Here is a 17,653-nt window from a genome sequence, read left to right on the forward strand (position 1 = left end):
CGTACGTAGTTCATCGTAGGCGCGCCCGGCCCACCCAGCAGGAATGACTACTTCTTCGGGAAAAGGTTGTCATTCCTGCTGACTGGATGCCCATCTATTCGAGGAGCTTTCCAGCTGGGGAATCGTCTGTGGTGCCCTCTGCCAGAGCCCGGAAGGATTCCGGAGCAGCTGGCAGCGCTTCGAAGCTGACGCCGTCGGTTGGTGACCAGACGAAGTTGCCCTGTAGCGAGGGGTCGATCTCCGGGAAATCTGCACGGTTATGGGCTCCGCGGGTTTCTCTGCGTTCGAGCGCGCATTCCAGGGTGGCTCGTGCGGCCAGCAGTGAACCCATCAGGTCGTAGGCGTGGGCGAGGTCATCGAACCCGGCGATGTCCGGACGCGCGGTGACGTGCTGTACCCGTTCCTCCAGGGCCGCCAATTTGTTCAGGCCCTGCTGCAGACGCTGCCCGGTGCGCACCACACCAGCGTGCTCGGTCATCAGATCGCGCAGCTCGCGCTGCAGGCGCCGTACTGATTCTGTGCCGTTTCCGTCCAACAGGCTCTGCATTTCGCTGCGGGCCAGTCCGACGGCGGCGGGATCCCGCCGGACCTCCGTGCGGGAGGATACGTACCCGGCGACGTGCTCACCGGCGATTCGCCCGTAGACGAGCAGTTCACTCAGCGAGTTTCCACCCAGCCGGTTAGCGCCGTGCAGGCCCGAGGAGGCCTCGCCGATTGCGTACAGCCCGTCCACTCCCGTGCCGTGATCCTCCGGTGCGACCCATACTCCGCCCATTGAGTAGTGGGCGGTGGGGGCGATCTCCATTTTCGTGGTGGTGATGTCCAGCATCTGAAGGTCGATCAGGGTGCGGTACACCCGGGGCAGCTTTTCCATTATGGTCTCGCGAGGCAGATGGGAGACGTCCAGGTAAACCCCGCCCTTCTCGGTTCCGCGGCCCTCGGCTACTTCAGTGAATGCGGCAAGTGCTACCCGGTCGCGGGTGGAGAGCTCCATGCGCTCCGGGTCATAGCGTTCCATGAAGCGTTCACCGAGCGCGTTCGTGAGGATACCTCCTTCGCCACGCGCGGCTTCGGAGACGAGGGTGCCTGCGGCGTCGTCTGGCTCCAGCAGACCCGAAGGATGAAACTGAACCAGTTCGGCGTCGCGAATCCGGGCCCCGGCGAGCACGGCCAGCCGAAAGGAGTCGCCGGTGTTCTCGTCGCGCCGGGAGGACGTGTGGCGCCAGATTCGCGTGTGCCCGCCAGCAGCAAGGACGACGGCGTCAGCGTGGATCTGCACGGGAGTTCCGTCCACGATGTCGAAGCCATAGGCCCCAAATACCGTGCCATCAGCAACAAGCAGTCTGGTGATGTAGACAGTGTCGATGATGGGCACGTTCAACTCGGCTGCCCGGCGCATCAGGGTTCGCTGAATCTCCAGGCCGGTGTAGTCCCCAGCATAGGCCGTGCGGCGGTGCTTGTGGGCGCCGAAGAAGCGCTGAGAGATCCGTCCGTCCTCCTCCCGCGCGAATGGCATCCCCCACTGTTCGAGGTCCTCGATGCCGCGCGGCGCGTTTCGCGCCACGGTTTCGACTATGGCCGGGTCGGCCAGGAAGTAGGACTCGCGCAAGGTGTCTGCCGCGTGCTGCTGCCAGGTGTCCTCCGGGTCCATGGTGCCCAGGGCGGCGTTGATGCCCCCGGCCGCTAAGGACGTATGCGCGTCGTGCTTGCGGCGCTTGCCCACCGCCAGCACCTGCACGCCGCGCTGAGCAAGCTCGATTGAGGCGCGCAACCCGGCGCCGCCGGTACCGATGACCAGCACGGACGTGGACATGAGTCGTTCGGGAGTGCGTGTAAGAGTCATGTACTCAACGGTAGTCAGGGCAGCCTCATGTCTCCAATGCATTGATCAACTCAGCGTCATGCGATTAGGCTATGGGCGTGAAGTTAGAACAGTTGCGCTCCTTTGAAGCGGTAGCCCGAGTGGGGCATTTCACACACGCGGCTGAGGAACTGTACCTCGCCCAACCTTCCCTGAGCCGTCAGATCGCCGCTCTTGAGACCGATCTCCGTGCCGAACTGTTCCACCGAGGTTCCTCGGGGGTAACGCTGACGAACGCCGGCGAGCTATTGCTGCCCATCGCCCGACGCATGCTTGGCGACGCGCGAGCGGCGCGGGAACAGATGGATGAGTTGACGGGTCTGCGCCGCGGACGCGTGAAACTCGGAGCTCCGCCCACCCTGTGCGTCTCGCTGGTGGCCGATGTGCTGGCCGACTTTCGCAGCACGCACCCGGGAGTGGAATTGCATATCACCGAGGGCGGCTCGCGTTCCCTGGTGAACGCGCTCAACGAAAGCGCACTGGATCTGGCTTTGGTGGTAACCCGCGGAACGGATCCCGCTGCGCCGGGCACCGAGTTGATCCCCCTGCTTTCCGAGGAACTTGTGGTCGTTGCCGCTGCCGGATCAACCACACCGAAAGAATTGACACTGAAGGATCTGGCGCACATCCCGCAGGTGACATTCAACCGGGGTTACGACCTGCGCGTGGCGACAGATGCTGCGTTTTCGGCCAATGGTCTGGAACCGGTAATCGCCGTCGAGGGAGCCGAGATGGACGCCGTCCTTCGGTTTGTAGAACGCGGGTTGGGCGTGGCGGTGGTGCCGGCGATGGTGGTCATCGACCGCCCCGGACTGCGCAGCTCCCGCTTGGTCAACCCCTCGCTGACCCGGACCGTCAATCTGGCCCGTCGCAACGACGTCGGCCCTTCGGCTGCTGCGGCCGCCATGCAACAGTTCATCTTCGACACCGTGGACCGGCTCGCGGCGCCGGGCACCGATTTGTCGCGACTCGTCACGGTGATACCACGTAACTGAAGAGAGGTCAGATGAGGCCGAGATCGGCTACAGCCGCCCGCTCACCGGAAAGTTCATCAGCGGTCGCGTCCATCTTTCTACGACTGAAGTCGTTGACCTCCAGCCCTTGCACTATCTCCCAGTTTCCATCGGACGTGGTGACCGGGTAGGAGTAGATCAGTCCCTTGGGCACTCCATACGAACCGTCCGACACAACAGCCATCGACGCCCAGTCACCCTGAGGGGTGCCGTGCAGCCAATCCCGGGCGGCGTCGATGGTTGCCGAGGCCGCGGATGCTGCCGAAGATGCGCCACGTGCTTCGATGATCGCTGCCCCTCGCTGAGCAACGGTAGGGATGAAACCGTTCTCAATCCAGTCTTGGTCGTCAACAACATCGGCTGCATTCCGTCCGGCAATTTCAGCGTGAAAGATGTCCGGGTACTGCGTTGCTGAATGATTACCCCAGATCGTCATCCTGCGGATGTCCTCGACCTTTGCGCGCGTCTTCTTGGCGAGCTGTCCGATAGCACGATTGTGATCCAGCCGAGTCAGGGCGCTGAACCGCTCGGCAGGGATATCCGGCGCGTTGCTCATCGCGATCAGAGCATTTGTGTTGGCAGGATTGCCCGTTACCCCGATGCGGACGTTGTCGGCAGCAACCCGGTTCAGAGCCTTACCTTGGGCGGTGAAGATTGCACCATTGGCCTCGAGCAGGTGGCCGCGTTCCATTCCCTTGGTTCGCGGACGGGCGCCCACCAGCAAAGCAAGGTTGACGCCGTCGAACATCTGCTCCGCCTCGGCGCCAATCTCGACCGAGTCGAGGCTGGGAAACGCGCAGTCATCGAGCTCCATGACCACACCCTCCAGAGCCTTGAGCGCGGCCGGGATCTCCAGGAGTCGAAGTTGCACCGGGGTGTCCGCGCCGAACAACTCGCCGCTGGCGATCCGAAAAAGGAGGCTGTAGCCGATTTGGCCGGCCGCACCGGTCACAGCGACTCTGACGGGAGCGTTCACTGGTTCTCCTTGCGGATCGACGTACTCTGGCACACCTGTATCGCTCATCGTGCCATAGAGCCTGCCTGTGGCACGGCTCAACAATTAGAACTCTTTGGCCAGGGCTTGATAACCCCGTCCAACCTGCTAAGTCGAGGCACCTACATGCGTCCGAACTTCGCCCGGATGATCGCGAAGACCCCATAACAGATCAATCCAGCCGCAATCCCGATCAGCAGCGGCACGCCGAAAGGGTGCTCGGTGAGCGCTTTGAGACTGCCGTCGAGGCCCGTGGACCGCGCCGGATCATGCGTAAAGACAGCTGCCACGAAGAGGATCCCTACCAGGATGAGCGCGGCGCCCTTGGCAACATGCCCGACGACGCCGAGCACCTCGATCAGCGCCCCACGCCGGGTGTCCTCGAAGTGGCGCAGCTCCGGGCGGAACTTGCGCAGCAGCCCCTTGAACACGAAGTAAACCCCGATCCCAAGTACCGTCCCGCCGACCGCCAGGATCACGAAATTGCCAACTCCGGTCCCGATGAAGGATTCGGTGAAGTCCCGTGTCGACTCGCTGGAATCAGGTTCCCCGCCGAAAGCGAAGCGGGCAAAGGTGAACGCCATGCTCCCGTAGATGATGCTGAGCGCCCCGGAGGAGATGGTCTTCGAGATCTCCTGGCCGGTAGGCAAATGGCGCGCCCTGAGCGTTGCTTCGCTGAGCTGCCACGCCGCCAGTCCCAGGCACCCGATCGCGCAGGCGCCCATGGTCCACGGGCCGGTTGCTCCCGCGGCGAGTTGCTCGAGGGCGCCGGTAGGCTCGGCCTCGCCCTTGCCTCCGAAGGCAATCTGCAGCGCAATTATGCCGATCAGAATGTGAACCAGGGCCAGCACCGCGAATCCAAAGCGTGCGACGACGTCGAGCGCTTTGTGATCCGACACCTCCTCGACGGCGTCAGCGGCTTCACTCGCCCGGCTGTCCTCGTCCGCTGACATCACCGCTCCTTATGCCTCAGCTTTTCAGCGTACCGCCGCGCCAGGAAACACGCAGCGCTACCCGCTCCACTGACCAGTGGCGAAGAACCTTTCGATCACAGCGGACGACGACGACGGGTCGAGCCCGCGCGAGGCCAGCCAGTCGTCGTCGTTATAGGAGCACGCATACCGCTCGCCGGAATCGCACAGGATCGACACGATGCTCCCCTGCCGACCCTCCGCGCGCATCCGCGCAACCAACTGCCACACGCCCCATAGGTTGGTGCCGGTCGAGGGACCCGCCGAGATGCCCGTGAGCGATTTCAGGTGCCGGGAGGCCGCCACAGACGCAGCGTCGGGCACCTGGATCATGGTGTCGATGACTGCGGGAACGAAACTTGGTTCGGAGCGGGGCCGGCCGATTCCCTCAATACGCGACGGACGCCCGACCGCCGGTTCACCCGGAAACGCCCACGTCGGGTAGAACGCGGAGTTCTCGGGGTCGACGACGGCGAGCCGCGTTGGGAAGCGGTTGTACCTGACGTACCTGCCGACAGTTGCGCTGGTGCCGCCCGTTCCGGCTCCGACCACGATCCAGTCCGGAAGTGGGAACCGCTCGTGCTCCATCTGGCGGAAGATCGATTCGGCGATGTTGTTGTTCCCGCGCCAGTCCGTGGCCCGCTCAGCGTACGTGAACTGGTCCATGTAATGCCCGCCAGTGGCCGCGGCGATCCGCTCAGCCGCTTCGTACACCTCGGACGCATCGTCAACGAAGTGGCAGCTGCCACCGTACTGCTCAATGAGGGCAATCTTCTCGGGGCTGGTTGACTGTGTCATTACCGCGACGAACGGCAACTCAAGCAGTTGTGCGAAGTACGCCTCGGAGACCGCCGTCGAGCCACTGGACGCCTCAACAATGGTGGTGCCCTCACGGATCCACCCGTTCACCAGCCCGAACAGGAACAGTGAGCGCGCCAGCCGGTGCTTCAGGCTCCCGGTCCGGTGTGTGGATTCGTCCTTGAGGTAGACATCGACCCCCCACTCCTTCGGCACCGGCACAGCCAGCAGGTGGGTGTCCGCGGAGCGGTTACCCTCGGCCTCGACCCGGCGAATCGCCTCATCCGACCACGCCCGGTCCGTTGCTTCCAGATTGCTCATGACTTCACCCTACGTAACTCCAGGCACACCCCAAACGCGGCAATGGGCTGGGGCTTCGTCCCCGACCGATCGCCGCGATTATTTCGGTACCGCTCGTTCGCCTACATGAGGGATAGAACGAAGGACAGGACGAAGCCGGCCGCGGTACTCATGGCAACAGCGGGTCCGCCATGTTCGTAAGCTTCAGGCATGAGTGTGTCGGCAAGGGACGCGATGACAGCACCGGCGGCGAAGGCCAGGGGCAGTGAGATCGCTTCTGGACTCGCTTCTGATAGAGGGCCCGCGCCAACGATGACTGCGCCGACCAGCAGGACGGCACAAGCTCCCCACAGTCCTAGAATCTTGCCTGTGGATCGACCCTGAGAGCGCATCGATGACGCACCTACCAGCGCCTCGGGCAGGTTGGATACGAAGATCGCGGCCAAGAGTGCAAGGCCGCCTGTTCCCCCTCCCAGTGCTACGCCCAGGGCAACGTTTTCGGGTACGCCATCGAGGGTAACTGCAGCGAGAAGGGCAAGACCTGCGGCACCACGTGTCGATGCTTTCGACGCCGGGCGCTCGGATGCGGCTGCGTCGGTGTCCAACTTCGCGCTGCCCTGGTGTTCATCGGCGGACGTCGGCTGCGAGCCTGCCTGAGCCCATCGGTCGAGCAGTGCGCTCAAGACCGTGAAGACGAGCGCGCCGGCGAGTAAGCCGATTGCTGCCCGCCAGATACCTCCTTGCTCGAAGGCATCCTCGAAAAGCTCGAAGGCCAGCGCGGTGATCAGGGACCCGGCGGCGAAGGACAGCAGGATCGCCAGCACCCGCTTCGGCAAGTTGAACCGGACGCCGACCAGTGCACCGATGATCAGCGCGCTGGAGGCCACCACGCCAAAGAGCAGTGACATCATCATGCGCCCAGTATAAGGACCACGAAACCACTATCAAGACTGAAAACCCACCACACCCAAAGCCCGACACCCAAAAGCCCGCCCACTTCTGGAAAGTGGGCGGGCTATTGGGGTGAGGTAGGTGTGTCCGTCGCCGTCAGGCGGGTCCACTTACAGGTTCCGCTCAGCGAAAACCTTCATCGTGTCGCGGACGAACTCCGCGCCTTCACGGCCGCCGTAGTTGACGCCGAAGCGCTCGTCCGCGACGTACATTTCGCCCAGTCCCACGAAATACTCCTTCGAGGGACGGCCGCTCGACGACGGCAGCCCGGGCATACCGGACAGCCATTCGAAGTGCCGGCGCGCCAGCTCCTGCGCCTTCTGGCCTGCCGGGTCTGTACCCCTTTGTGCGGCGTCGGTCCAGTCCTCACCGAGGCGGGCGGTGTGGTCCTTCCATGCCTTCCGCTCGGCGTCGGACATGCCCGTCCACCAGCGGTCCCCCGCGGCGTACGCGTCCCTGCCCCAGCGTTCCGCGACCTCGTCCTTGTATTGCGTGTGGTCGAATCCGTCGAACATGGTTTCAGCCATGAGTTCCTCACCTTCTTCGAGCCTCTCAATGGTTTCCGCGACCGACGCGATCTGCCGCGCAAGCCGGTCCTGCTCCTGCTTCAGCCATTCAAGGTGGCGTCGCAGGGCACCCGTCGGTTCGGCGTTCCTGCCAAGTGCGTCAGAAATGGCGGGCAGGCCGAGCCCCAGGTCACGCAGGAGGAGGATGCGCTGGAGACGAACGAGGGCGCCGTCGTCGTAGTAACGGTAGCCATTACTACCAATGCGCGACGGCGGCAGCAGGCCGACGTCGCCGTAGTGTCGCAGCGTGCGGCTGGTAGTCCCGGCCAGGCGCGAGACCTCCTGGATTGACCAGTCCATAGCTTCCTCCTTGCGTGGTGGAATCAACGGTATTAGTTGACGCCGCGTCAAGGTCAAGGGGTGGTGGGTGTGGTGCGTTAGCTCTGTGCCCGCAGCGTTCGCCGCTCGATGAGCTGCGGCGGCATGACCAGGCGCTGCAGCGGCTGGTCACGGCCCTGCGGCTCAAGCCGCGCAACCAGAAGCCTGGCCGCGCCGGCTGCCATGGCATTGAGGTCGTGTCCGATGGTGGTCAGCTGGAAAGACTCCCAGGAGGCAAGCGGAATGTCATCGAAACCGATCACGCTGAGATCCTCCGGCACCCGCAACCCCGCGCTCAGCGCAGCGTTGAGCACACCGATGGCAACGACGTCGTTCCCGCAGAACACCGCCGTCGGCAGGTCCGCGCGGTCACGCTCAAGGAGCTTGCGCAGGGCGCTCGCCCCAGCTTCGAAGTCGAAGGGACCCTGCAGTATGTTTTCGGGTGCAAGGCCAATGCCTACATCCGCGAGGCCCAGGAGGAAGCCAAGCTTCCGGTCCCGGCCCGTGCTTGTGTTCTCCGGGCCGAAAATCCCCGCGATCCGCCGGTGCCCCAGCTCAGCGAGGCGGGCAGCCGCCAGCCGTCCGCCTGCAACATTGTCGACGACGGCGGCGTCCCCGATCCCGTCCCCGCTCTCACGGTTGAGGAAGACAAAGGGCAGACCACGCCTACTCAGTTCGGCCGGGAGTGGGGAACCGATCACGCTGGTCAGGAGCACAGCGCCGTCAATGGAACCCGTCAAAAGTTGGGAAGCTGCCATCTGGTTGTCGGAGCGCTCGGTGAAAACCATCATGCGGTAGCCGTGCGTCTCGAGCTCATCATGCAGCGGGGCGATCAGGTAGGGGTAGAAGGGATTGGTCAGGTCGCTGACAACAACCCCAACCCGCTTGCTGACCCGCGTGACGAGGCTGCGGCCGGCTTCGCTGGGAACGTAACCCAGCGCATCGGCCGCCTTGCTGACAGCCAACCGGGTCTGCTCGGATACCTTCGGATCACCGCGCAGCGCGCGCGAGACCGTGGGCTGGGAAACACCGGCCAGCCTGGCCACATCACGACTCGTGACCGTCATCGCCATCCTCTTTCTCCGGCGCTGATCCGTGCCTTACCGCCGGCGCCCTCGCCATCATAACCGGGCGAATCCTTCGCGCGCGGCACCACGTGGCCCCAGCAGCTCTCACAACCCGGTCTTCCCGTGCTCCGCATACAGGTGCGGCTGACGGTCAAGCCATACGTCGTTATGTGGGCCAAGGGCCTTGCTTACTGAGGTGGAGGGATCGATGTCGGCCACCAGGACCGCTGGGAGCGAGGTTTCGCCGTCGTCGTTCGTTGCAGGGCCTGCGAGCAGGTACCCGGAGTTCTCGCAGATGGCGCTCCCGCCAATCCACTCGGTACCCCTCTCCAGCCCGCAACGGTCAGCCGCGACGATGTGGACGCGGTAGGAGCCGGCCGCCGCCTGCAGTTTGATCACTTCGAGCGGACGCTCTCCGTCGGGGCGAGGCAGCAGCGGCCAGTTGCACGGCGCCGCGATGAGTTCGGCACCAGCCTGCGCTGCCAGCCGCACCCACTCTGCAATTTCGAGGTCGTAGCAGATCAGGACGGCGATCCTGCCGGCAGACGTGTCTACCACCTTGGGCGGGACCTGGCCCGCGGTGAAGAATTCGGGCTCGCTGCCCCACAGGTGCGTCTTCCGGTAACAATCCACCAGCTCACCGTTGTCCACGGTGACGGCACTGTTGTAGATCCGGTCATCCGACCCAAGCTCGCAGATTCCAGCGACGATCACGCAGCCGGTTTCCCTGGAGAGATCCTTCAGGGAGCGAACCGAGGGTCCCTCGAGACCCTCGGCCGCAGCCCGTGCTTCGGCGACCGACTCGAAGCTGTACCCGCTGAAGGCCAGCTCCGGGAGCACTGCTAGCCTGGCGCCCTTCGACACCGCTTCCCGCACAGCATCCTCCGCGATGGAGGTGTTGTGCTGGCCGAGGTGAACGGGGATCTGGCAGGCAGCGACGGTGATCATGGCAGGTTAGTCGTCTTCCGTTGCGGTGCGCATTACTGCGGCGGGTGCAAGGTAGCCGTTCGGGTCGATGACCCAACCACTCTTCGTGGCGGCGCTGATAACTTCGCGGTCCCACTCCAGAGATACGCGGCCGTCGCCTCCGTTGACCACGAGCAGCTCGCCCTTGCCCTGGTCGGCAGGGCGGCCGCCTTCGGCGTCCAGGAGTTCGAACGAACGCCACGCGCCAGCCGGAATCGAGAGGGTGTCCATGGGGCCAAGCTCGACCGTGCGCTCCTCGCCGCTCTCATTCAGGGTGACCCGCCAGTGCCCGGCCTTGCCGGTGACAACTGAAACGTGGTCGTGGCGGTGCTTCAGCACACCTTCTCCGGGCTTTGCCCGCAGCCAGGCCAGGTTGAAGCTGTGCGGCTCGTGGAGCCTCGGGGCTGCGCGGCGGTCTTCGCTCATGCCGTAGCCGATGACGAGGCTGAGTTCAGCTCCGCCGCCCGGCAGTGATGAGCAGAGGAAGGGGTTGGAGATCCACTGGCGGTCGCCGTTCTGAGTGACGCGCGCGCGCATCTGCTCGACGGTGAAGACGTCCAGCTTGTCGATTTCCGACTGGGGCATCGGCTTGATGAGCTCGACGTCGTCGGGGATCGCGTCTCCGGCGACGGTGTCGATCAGCCGGTTGTCCGCGGTCAGGTGGAGGCCGTGGGACTCGGCTTCCTTCAGGACCGACGGTCCCCAGATGATTCCACCGGTGTCGCTCTGGCCGAGGACCGTAAGGAGGATGCCGTCGTCGGGCCCTATGTTCGTGAAGCCGCGGAAGATCCAGGCCGGCACGGAAATGACGTCGCCGTCCTGCGAGACGTATTCGCCCTGCTTGCCGTCGGCGCCCCAACGGGTGCGGAACTCACCGCCGAAGTTGATGAAGACTTCAGCCGTGAAGTGCAGGTGCAGGTTGTTGTTGACACCGTTCGGCATGCCGGCCGCGCCGAGGTTGAACCCGTGGTTCTCCTGCAGGTTGATGAACTGCTCGGCGCTCTGAGAAACGCCGACGCCGATGAACGAGTAATTGTCCTTCTTGTCCGAGCCGGGTGTGCGGCAGTCAATGAAGGCAGCCTTGCAGGGAACCCAGTCTTTGCGGAGGATCGTCCGGCGTTCAAGCTCGTCAGACGAAACGGTGGTCGCGGGGGCGGTGGTGACAGTCATGATTTCGACTCCTAAAGGATTAGTAAATATTAGTGAAGGGGGCGTCGCCGTCGCCCCGGGTGCTGTTGATCTGTGCGCGGAGACCGATCTCGTCGTAGACACGCACTTCACGCTCAATTCGGCCGTCCCGGACCAGGAACTGGGAGACGCCGAGCAGGTCGACGGGCTTGTTGGTGAGCGGGCCGAAGTGTGCCGAACCGTTGTAGGTCCCCTTTAACACCCACATCACTGCGATGCGCAGGCCGGCATAACGGTCGCCGAAGTTGGTCTGGATGTCCCGCACCTCGAACTGCGCGTTGGGGAACGGCGCGATCATGCGCAGGAGCTCCCGCTGGTAGCCGTCCGGGCGGACCACAGTCCGGTCACCGATGGTGTGGAGGAACGAATCCCGGACCATGTACTTAGGCACCAGGCTGAGGTTGCGCTTGTTCCAGACGTTCTCGATGAACTCGAGGACCATCTCGCATTCGCTCCGGAAATCATCGGGGCGGGGGCCGCTGTCACCCTCAGTCAGGACGTCTTTCGGAGCTGGTTCGAGCATGGATCCCGAGAAGCCCTGGAAGGTCATGGCGCGGGCTGCTTCCTCCGGATCCCGGCCGGTCTGCAGCACCTTGGCAAGTTCATCGCGAACCACCCATTCCTCAACCATTTTGCCCCTGCGGTAGAGGCAGTTCGCCACCGTGCGGCCGCGGAGTTCCCGGGCGTTGGCACCGATGGTTACAGCGTCCGCCGAGAACACCAGGTGGGAGCTGAGGAAGGCGTCATTTCCGCGGGCCTCCCAGATGACGTCCTCTGCGACACCCACGTGCTGCGGTGTTTCAGCGATGCGCATCAGGCTTCCCTCGATGACGCCGTCACGGCCAACCAACGTTCCCAGGGAACCGTGGACGATCGAATTCGGCTCGTAGTTGTCAACGATGTGCGAGATGTCCCTTTGCACCCAGATGAGGTCGGTGACCTCCCGGATGAAATCGTCGGGATCAGCCCACGGCTCGTACGCAACCTTGTCCAGCATGTTTGTGCTCTCCTCGCACTCTTCGGACCACTCCCATGGCCCCGAATAAAAAGGTGTATGCGTATGCACACTAGAGGAGTATTGAATGGGACGCAAGGGGATGGCGGGGTGAAAAGGCGCCAATTTGCCCCTGTCTCTTGACGCGCAGGCAACTCCAAGCTTCACTGTTAGTTATACGTATGCAGAAAGGTAAAGCCCCCATGGCATTCCATCTCAAGTCCGCACCTACGGTTTCCTTCGCGGACCGCACCCGGGAAGACGTCTCGGACAGCGTGAAGGCCGTCATCGGTGAAATCCGCTCCGAGGGCATGACCGCAGTGAAGCGGTACTCGGAGAAATTTGACCGCTGGACTCCTGAAAACTTCCGGCTCAGCCCTGAAGAGATCGAGCAGATCATCGCCACCCTGCCCCAGCAGGTCATTGACGACATCGAATTTGTCCAGACGCAGGTGCGCAACTTCGCGCAGATCCAGCGTGACTCATTGAAAGACGTCGAAGTCGAGACCCTGCCCGGAGTGCGGCTCGGCCACCGGCACCTGCCGATCGACGCCGTCGGCGCCTACATTCCAGGCGGCCGCTACCCACTCACGGCGTCCGCCCACATGACCATCGTGACCGCGAAGGTAGCCGGTGTGCCCCGCGTTGTTGCGTGCACGCCGCCCATCCGCGGCGAAATACCCGCAGCCACCGTCGCAGCCATGCACATGGCCGGCGCTGACGAGATCTTCATCCTCGGTGGAATTCAGGCGGTCGCGTCCATGGCCGTCGGCACCGAGGATATGGAGAGGGTCAACCTCATTGCCGGTCCAGGTAACGCCTATGTGGCCGAGGCCAAGCGCCAGCTCTTCGGCGAGGTGGGCATCGACCTGTTCGCCGGTCCCACCGAGATCCTGATCCTTGCCGATGACCGCGCCGACGCTTTCACCACCGCCGTCGACCTGCTCTCCCAGGCGGAGCACGGCCCTGACTCCCCCGCCGTGCTGGTCACCACCAGCGAAACCCTTGGCCGTGAGGTGGAGGAATTGATCGAGAAGATCCTCCCGAACATGCCCACCAAGGACTTCGCGGAACCGGCCTGGCGCAACCACGGGCAGATCATCGTGGCTGACTCAATGGATGAGCTGTGGCGGATCGCGGATTCCTTCGCGTACGAGCACGTCCAGGTCTTCACCGCCGAACCACACGAAGCACTGACCCGCATGAGCAACTACGGTGCGCTCTTCCTCGGCGAGGAAACCTGCGTTTCCTACGGTGACAAGGTCATCGGCACCAACCACGTACTCCCAACCCTCGGGGCAGCCCGCTACACGGGCGGACTCTGGGTCGGCAAGTACCTCAAGACGGCCACCTACCAGTCCATTTCCAACCCGGACAGCAGCGCCGACCTTGGCCGCGTCTGTGGACGCGCAGCCAGGGTCGAGCTCTTCGAAGGGCACGCACGCTCCGGAGACGTACGCGCGTGGCGCTACGGCAACGAGAAGTTCGACTGGATCGAGCAGGTTGTGGGAGCGGAGTCGAAATGACCTCGCTCGAAGGCCGCACCGCCCTGGTTACGGGCGGCGGAAGCGGCCTTGGCAAGGTGATTGCCGAGGCTCTGGTCGCGGAGAAGTGCCGGGTCGTCGTCGTCGGACGCCGGCTGGAGAAGGTGCGCGAAGTTGCCCTCGGGCTTGGCCCGGCCGCGCGTGCAGCAGCGTGCGACGTCGGCGATCCCGCCAGTGTTTCCGCACTCGCGGCCGAGCTGGCTGACGAGCAGATTTCGATCCTGGTCAACAACGCGGGGATCGGCGGTCCGGTGGCACCGCTGGTGGACATCGACCCGGCGGAGTGGGACGAGGTTTTCGCCGCGAACGTCCGCGGCACGTTCCTGATGTGCCGGGCTTTCCTGCCGCAGATGATCGAGCGGAACGCCGGTGACATCATCAACCTCGCATCCGTCTCCGGTAAACGGCCGCTTGCCCGCCGCACCCCGTACTGCGCGTCGAAGATGGCTGTCATCGGTCTCACCTCCACACTGGCCTTCGAGGTTGGCGAGTACGGTATCAACGTCAACGCGCTTTCCCCCGGGCCCGTCGATAGCGAACGGATGGAGCGCAACTTCCGCCTTGAAGCGGAGCGCACCAATACCGATTACGACGCCGCCCGCGAGGCTTTCGTGAACCGTTCCGCTTTGGGGCGTCTGGTGGCGCAGGACGAGGTGGGGCGCGCCGTCGTCGGCATCCTGAATATGCCGGGCATGACTGGCGCCGACATTGACCTCTCCGCAGGGATGGTGGCCTGATGCCGGTACCTTCTTTCACTGTGAAGCAGCGGCTGGCTGCCGGCGATCGGCTGACCGGGTGCCTGCTGCGGATGCCGGCCGAGGAGACGGTCGAGATGCTCGCGTTAGCCGGGTTCGACTTCGTGCTCATCGACTGCGAGCACGGGCCGGCCGACGTCATAGACCTGCGCCAGCACATCGCTCTCATCCAGCTGCACGGAATGGCGCCGTTGGTCCGCGTTGGCCTGGGTGAGCACGCGCTGATTCTGCGGGCGCTGGATCAGGGTGCGGAAGGTATTGTCGCGCCGCATATCGACACCGTCGAGGAGGCTCGAAACCTAGTGCAGGCGGCGCACTACCCGCCGCTTGGTGAGCGCGGTTTTGCCACCTACTCCCGTGCGGGCGGCTTCGGTTTGATCGACACCGCCGAGCACCGCGACAAGATGCTGGATGGGACGCTGATCCTTGCGATGCTCGAGTCCCCGAAAGCAGCGCAGAACGCATCGGAGATTCTGGGCTGTGCAGGGATAGACGGCTACCTCATCGGGACCGCCGACCTCCGCGCCTCCATCGGTGAAGATGACCTGCCCTTTGCCGATTCGATTGCGTCGATTCGCTCGCAGTCCGCGGGCACCGGTGCTTTGCGGGCGGACCTCGCCTCGTCGCTCGAGGACGCCGAAAAGGCGTTCGCGGACAGTGCGCAACTGGTCGTATACAACCTGGCGCACATCATGATGTCGGTGTTCCAGGGCTTGCTGCCGGCTAAGCCGCACGTCTGAGCGGGCAAATCTAACGCGTTACGGGCCAGCGACACAGCAACAACTGCGTCGCTGGCCCGTACTGTGCCATTTAAGACCTACCGCATCAGCGCGCAGCGACCTACGGCCGCCCGGATTAGACCGTCAACCAGCGCGTGAGCTCCGCAGCTACTTCCCGCGGTTGCTCCATCGGCGAGAGATGTCCCGTGGAAGGCAGTACCACCAGTCGCGAACCCGAAATCAGCGCATGCAGCTCCTCATGCCTGGACACCGGGCAGAGCGCATCTCGCTCGGCCGCCAGAATGAGAGTCGGCACGCCAACCCGCGTCAAGGCCCCCCGCTCGTCAATACGCGTGGCTTGCATGGCGAGCTGCTCCGACAAAACGAGCGCACCGACGTCGTCGGCCATGGCCAGAATGTCGGCCTCCAAGCCAGCCCGCACGTCCCCGGATACCAACACGGGCATCAACGCCTGTTGAATATCCCGCGCCGAGCTGCCTGCCCGAAGGGCGGCCGACGTCTCGGCCCAGGAAGCCAACTGCGCAGGGGTGGGCCCATGCGGGTTGGTGGACATGAGGCACAGCCTCGACACGCGTTCGGGGGCCTGACGCACCAACGCCATCGCCACGATCCCGCCGAGACTGAGCCCCGCCAACGCGAATCGCGAGGGCAGGACAGCGAGGAGTTCCTCAACACACTCATCGATACTGGACCCTGAAAGCTCCGCTGCCCGCACATCAACTCCGGGCAGGACGCCCCGAAGTTCCGCCTCCATGGATGTCCAGAGGGAGGCGGAACAGTTCATGCCGGGAAGCAGGACAAGCGGGTCCATGCGGTTGATAGCGGAGGCTATTTCACTGATCCTTCAGACAGGCCCGCCACCAGGTACTTCTGGGCAATGAAGGCGAATCCGACCACCAACAGCGTCAACAGAACCGACGCGGCGCCGGCCTGCTGCAGCATGGGCAGCGTCTGGCCCAGCTGGGTAGCGATGAACAGCGGAACCGTCATGGCGTTCGAGTCAGTGAGGATCAGCGCCGTAAGGTACTCCTGGAAGGCGAACAGGAACATGAAGACGCCTGCGGTCAGGATGCCCGGACCCATCATCGGAATGATGACCCTGCGCAGTGCGCCGAACCGGGAACAGCCGTCGATCATGGCCGCCTCATCCACTTCCTCCGGCACCTTGACGAAGAAGTTTCGCAGCAGCCAGATACTGAAGGGCTGGTTGATCGCCACCAGGGCGGCGGCCAGGGCGAAGGTGGTGTCGTGGATTCCCAGGGCCCTCGACATTTCGTACATGGGAAGCACGACGGCGAAGCGCGGCAGGGAGCGGAACACCAGGGCGATGATCAGCAGGATCGCCGAGACGTAGCCGGGGGCACGGGCAAGTGCGTACGCCGCCGGCAGCCCGATGACCAGGGCGACGATGGTGCTGATGATCGCGACCACCGTGGTGTTGATGAGGTACTGGTAGAAGTTCGTTGTCTCCCACAGGTCGATGAAGGCCTGGAGCGTGGGTTCGTAGAGCATCACCGGTGGACTGACGAACGCCACGTTGGTGGGCTTGGTGACGGACATGATCGTCCAGATGAAGGGGGCCAGCATCGCGAGGCACACCACAATGAGGAACGCCCCGCCAACGAGTGAGGTGGAACGGCTCTTCGTCCGCTTCCCGCCGTTCGGGCTGTTTCCGGCTTGCTTGCCCCGAACTATTGCTTCAGCTGTCGAAGTCATCAGCGCTTCGCCTCCTTGAGAGTGTTGCGGATAAACGGAGTGAGCATGACGAGCATGATCAGGATGGTCAGCACGTTGATGACGCTGCCCAAGCCAAGCTGTTGCCCGCCGTCCTGGAATGCCATGTTGTAGGTGTAAAGGGCTATCGACTCGTTACCGTTCAGCACCGCGTTGGGGGCAAGCGGAACCAGGTTGTCGAAGGTCCTGAGCACATCCATGATGGTGATGATCGCTACGAAACCGACCATGCCCTTGATGGTCGGCAGGATGACGTACAGGTGGCGGCCCATGGTGCCAGCGCCGTCAATCTTGGCTGCTTCGATAATTTCTTTTGGCACTCCCTGGAGCCCTGCGAGCATGATCAGCATGGCGAAGGGAAGCATGGACCAGATGATGTTCAGCGCGATCATCACCCGGTTTGGCCAGGTGTCGGTGAACCACAGGATTTCCTGGTCGGTGAAGAGGCCAAGGATGACGTTTGCCACGCCGCCGAAGTTCTCATTGAAGAGCCAGGAGAACATGGACGCACCAACCACGTTGGGAATTACGTAGGAGATCAGCAGTATCCCGAGAACCAGGGGGCGCACACGGACCAGGTTGTTCACCAGCACGGCGAGGATGTAGCCGAGGACGATCACCACAACCATGACGATCAGCGTCAGCCCGACGGTGAACAGCACCGAGCGTCCAAACCGCTCATCCGTCAGAGCCAGGATGTAGTTGTCGAGGCCAACGAAGGTGCCTACCTCGCCATAGTTGACGTCTTGCAGGCTCCACTCGATGGTTCGGTAGATCGGGATCATCAGCAAGCCGAACATCACCAGCAGACTCGGCAAGATCAAGATCCAGTATTCACGCCTACGCATCCGGACTCCTCAGGGTTTGATGGGGAAGGAGGAGGCCCGGCAGAA

17 protein-coding genes are annotated in these 17,653 nt (G+C 63.6%); 4 read left to right on the forward strand and 13 right to left on the reverse strand.

Annotation, left to right across the window (positions count from 1 at the left end):
* Nucleotides 1–94: 94 nt before the first annotated feature.
* Nucleotides 95–1,843, reverse strand: coding sequence for an L-aspartate oxidase (locus tag ACWA1U_RS02685; protein WP_463723805.1), 1,749 nt, complete (start codon nt 1,841–1,843; stop codon nt 95–97).
* Between the two features lie 71 nt (nt 1,844–1,914).
* On the opposite strand from ACWA1U_RS02685, the gene ACWA1U_RS02690 reads away from it, so the two are divergent.
* A complete protein-coding gene (locus tag ACWA1U_RS02690) occupies nt 1,915–2,856 on the forward strand; it encodes a LysR family transcriptional regulator (RefSeq protein WP_463723806.1) in 942 nt (313 codons plus the stop codon).
* A 7-nt stretch (nt 2,857–2,863) separates the two neighbouring features.
* Here ACWA1U_RS02690 and ACWA1U_RS02695 read toward each other — a convergent pair whose 3' ends face one another.
* The 9 genes from ACWA1U_RS02695 to ACWA1U_RS02735 all read right to left on the reverse strand — a co-directional run bounded on the left by ACWA1U_RS02695 (nt 2,864) and on the right by ACWA1U_RS02735 (nt 11,990).
* Nucleotides 2,864–3,850, reverse strand: a complete 987-nt coding sequence (locus ACWA1U_RS02695; RefSeq protein ID WP_463723807.1) for a malate dehydrogenase — start codon at nt 3,848–3,850, stop codon at nt 2,864–2,866.
* Between the two features lie 140 nt (nt 3,851–3,990).
* Nucleotides 3,991–4,821, reverse strand: coding sequence for a DUF1206 domain-containing protein (locus ACWA1U_RS02700; RefSeq protein WP_463723808.1), 831 nt, complete (start codon nt 4,819–4,821; stop codon nt 3,991–3,993).
* Nucleotides 4,822–4,878: 57 nt separating this feature from the next.
* Nucleotides 4,879–5,958, reverse strand: a complete 1,080-nt coding sequence (locus ACWA1U_RS02705) for a PLP-dependent cysteine synthase family protein (protein WP_463723809.1) — start codon at nt 5,956–5,958, stop codon at nt 4,879–4,881.
* A 101-nt stretch (nt 5,959–6,059) separates the two neighbouring features.
* Nucleotides 6,060–6,851 (reverse strand): ZIP family metal transporter, encoded by a 792-nt coding sequence (locus ACWA1U_RS02710; RefSeq protein ID WP_463723810.1) that lies wholly within the window; start codon nt 6,849–6,851, stop codon nt 6,060–6,062.
* 147 nt (nt 6,852–6,998) lie between these two features.
* The gene (locus ACWA1U_RS02715) at nt 6,999–7,754 is read right to left on the reverse strand and encodes a MerR family transcriptional regulator (protein WP_463723811.1); all 756 of its coding nucleotides are present in this window, start codon (nt 7,752–7,754) and stop codon (nt 6,999–7,001) included.
* A 77-nt stretch (nt 7,755–7,831) separates the two neighbouring features.
* Nucleotides 7,832–8,839 carry a LacI family DNA-binding transcriptional regulator gene (locus ACWA1U_RS02720; RefSeq protein WP_463723812.1) on the reverse strand — a complete coding sequence of 336 codons (1,008 nt, stop codon included), beginning with the start codon at nt 8,837–8,839 and terminating at the stop codon, nt 7,832–7,834.
* 105 nt (nt 8,840–8,944) lie between these two features.
* Entirely contained in the window at nt 8,945–9,787 is an 843-nt protein-coding gene (locus tag ACWA1U_RS02725) for a nitrilase-related carbon-nitrogen hydrolase (RefSeq protein WP_463723813.1), read from the reverse strand.
* Between the two features lie 6 nt (nt 9,788–9,793).
* Nucleotides 9,794–10,975 (reverse strand): cupin domain-containing protein, encoded by a 1,182-nt coding sequence (locus ACWA1U_RS02730; RefSeq protein WP_463723814.1) that lies wholly within the window; start codon nt 10,973–10,975, stop codon nt 9,794–9,796.
* A gap of 19 nt (nt 10,976–10,994) precedes the next feature.
* Nucleotides 10,995–11,990 (reverse strand): nuclear transport factor 2 family protein, encoded by a 996-nt coding sequence (locus tag ACWA1U_RS02735; RefSeq protein ID WP_463723815.1) that lies wholly within the window; start codon nt 11,988–11,990, stop codon nt 10,995–10,997.
* 200 nt (nt 11,991–12,190) lie between these two features.
* Here ACWA1U_RS02735 and hisD point away from each other — a divergent pair, with 200 nt between their 5' ends.
* From hisD to ACWA1U_RS02750, 3 genes are read left to right on the forward strand one after another with little or no spacing between them, the layout of a single operon-like run.
* Nucleotides 12,191–13,513: a histidinol dehydrogenase gene (gene hisD / locus ACWA1U_RS02740; RefSeq protein WP_463723816.1), complete on the forward strand. Its 1,323-nt coding sequence runs from the start codon at nt 12,191–12,193 to the stop codon at nt 13,511–13,513.
* A complete protein-coding gene (locus ACWA1U_RS02745; protein ID WP_463723817.1) occupies nt 13,510–14,268 on the forward strand; it encodes an SDR family NAD(P)-dependent oxidoreductase in 759 nt (252 codons plus the stop codon). Before hisD ends, ACWA1U_RS02745 begins: the two co-directional genes overlap by 4 nt.
* On the forward strand, nt 14,268–15,026 hold the full coding sequence (locus tag ACWA1U_RS02750; RefSeq protein WP_463723818.1) for an HpcH/HpaI aldolase family protein: 759 nt from the start codon (nt 14,268–14,270) through the stop codon (nt 15,024–15,026). Before ACWA1U_RS02745 ends, ACWA1U_RS02750 begins: the two co-directional genes overlap by 1 nt.
* A gap of 115 nt (nt 15,027–15,141) precedes the next feature.
* On the opposite strand, the gene ACWA1U_RS02755 is transcribed toward ACWA1U_RS02750, so the two are convergent.
* Genes ACWA1U_RS02755 through ACWA1U_RS02765 form a run of 3 tightly spaced genes read right to left on the reverse strand, consistent with a single transcriptional unit; the run spans nt 15,142 to nt 17,608 of the window.
* Complete coding sequence (locus ACWA1U_RS02755; RefSeq protein ID WP_463723819.1) at nt 15,142–15,837, reverse strand: alpha/beta fold hydrolase; 696 nt, start codon at nt 15,835–15,837, stop codon at nt 15,142–15,144.
* Nucleotides 15,838–15,854: 17 nt separating this feature from the next.
* On the reverse strand, nt 15,855–16,742 hold the full coding sequence (locus ACWA1U_RS02760; protein ID WP_463723820.1) for a carbohydrate ABC transporter permease: 888 nt from the start codon (nt 16,740–16,742) through the stop codon (nt 15,855–15,857).
* Nucleotides 16,742–17,608, reverse strand: coding sequence for a carbohydrate ABC transporter permease (locus ACWA1U_RS02765; RefSeq protein WP_463723821.1), 867 nt, complete (start codon nt 17,606–17,608; stop codon nt 16,742–16,744). The genes ACWA1U_RS02760 and ACWA1U_RS02765 overlap by 1 nt, the downstream gene beginning before the upstream one ends.
* Nucleotides 17,609–17,653: the final 45 nt, after the last annotated feature.

This window comes from Arthrobacter sp. TRD_SC_6, assembly GCF_055361185.1.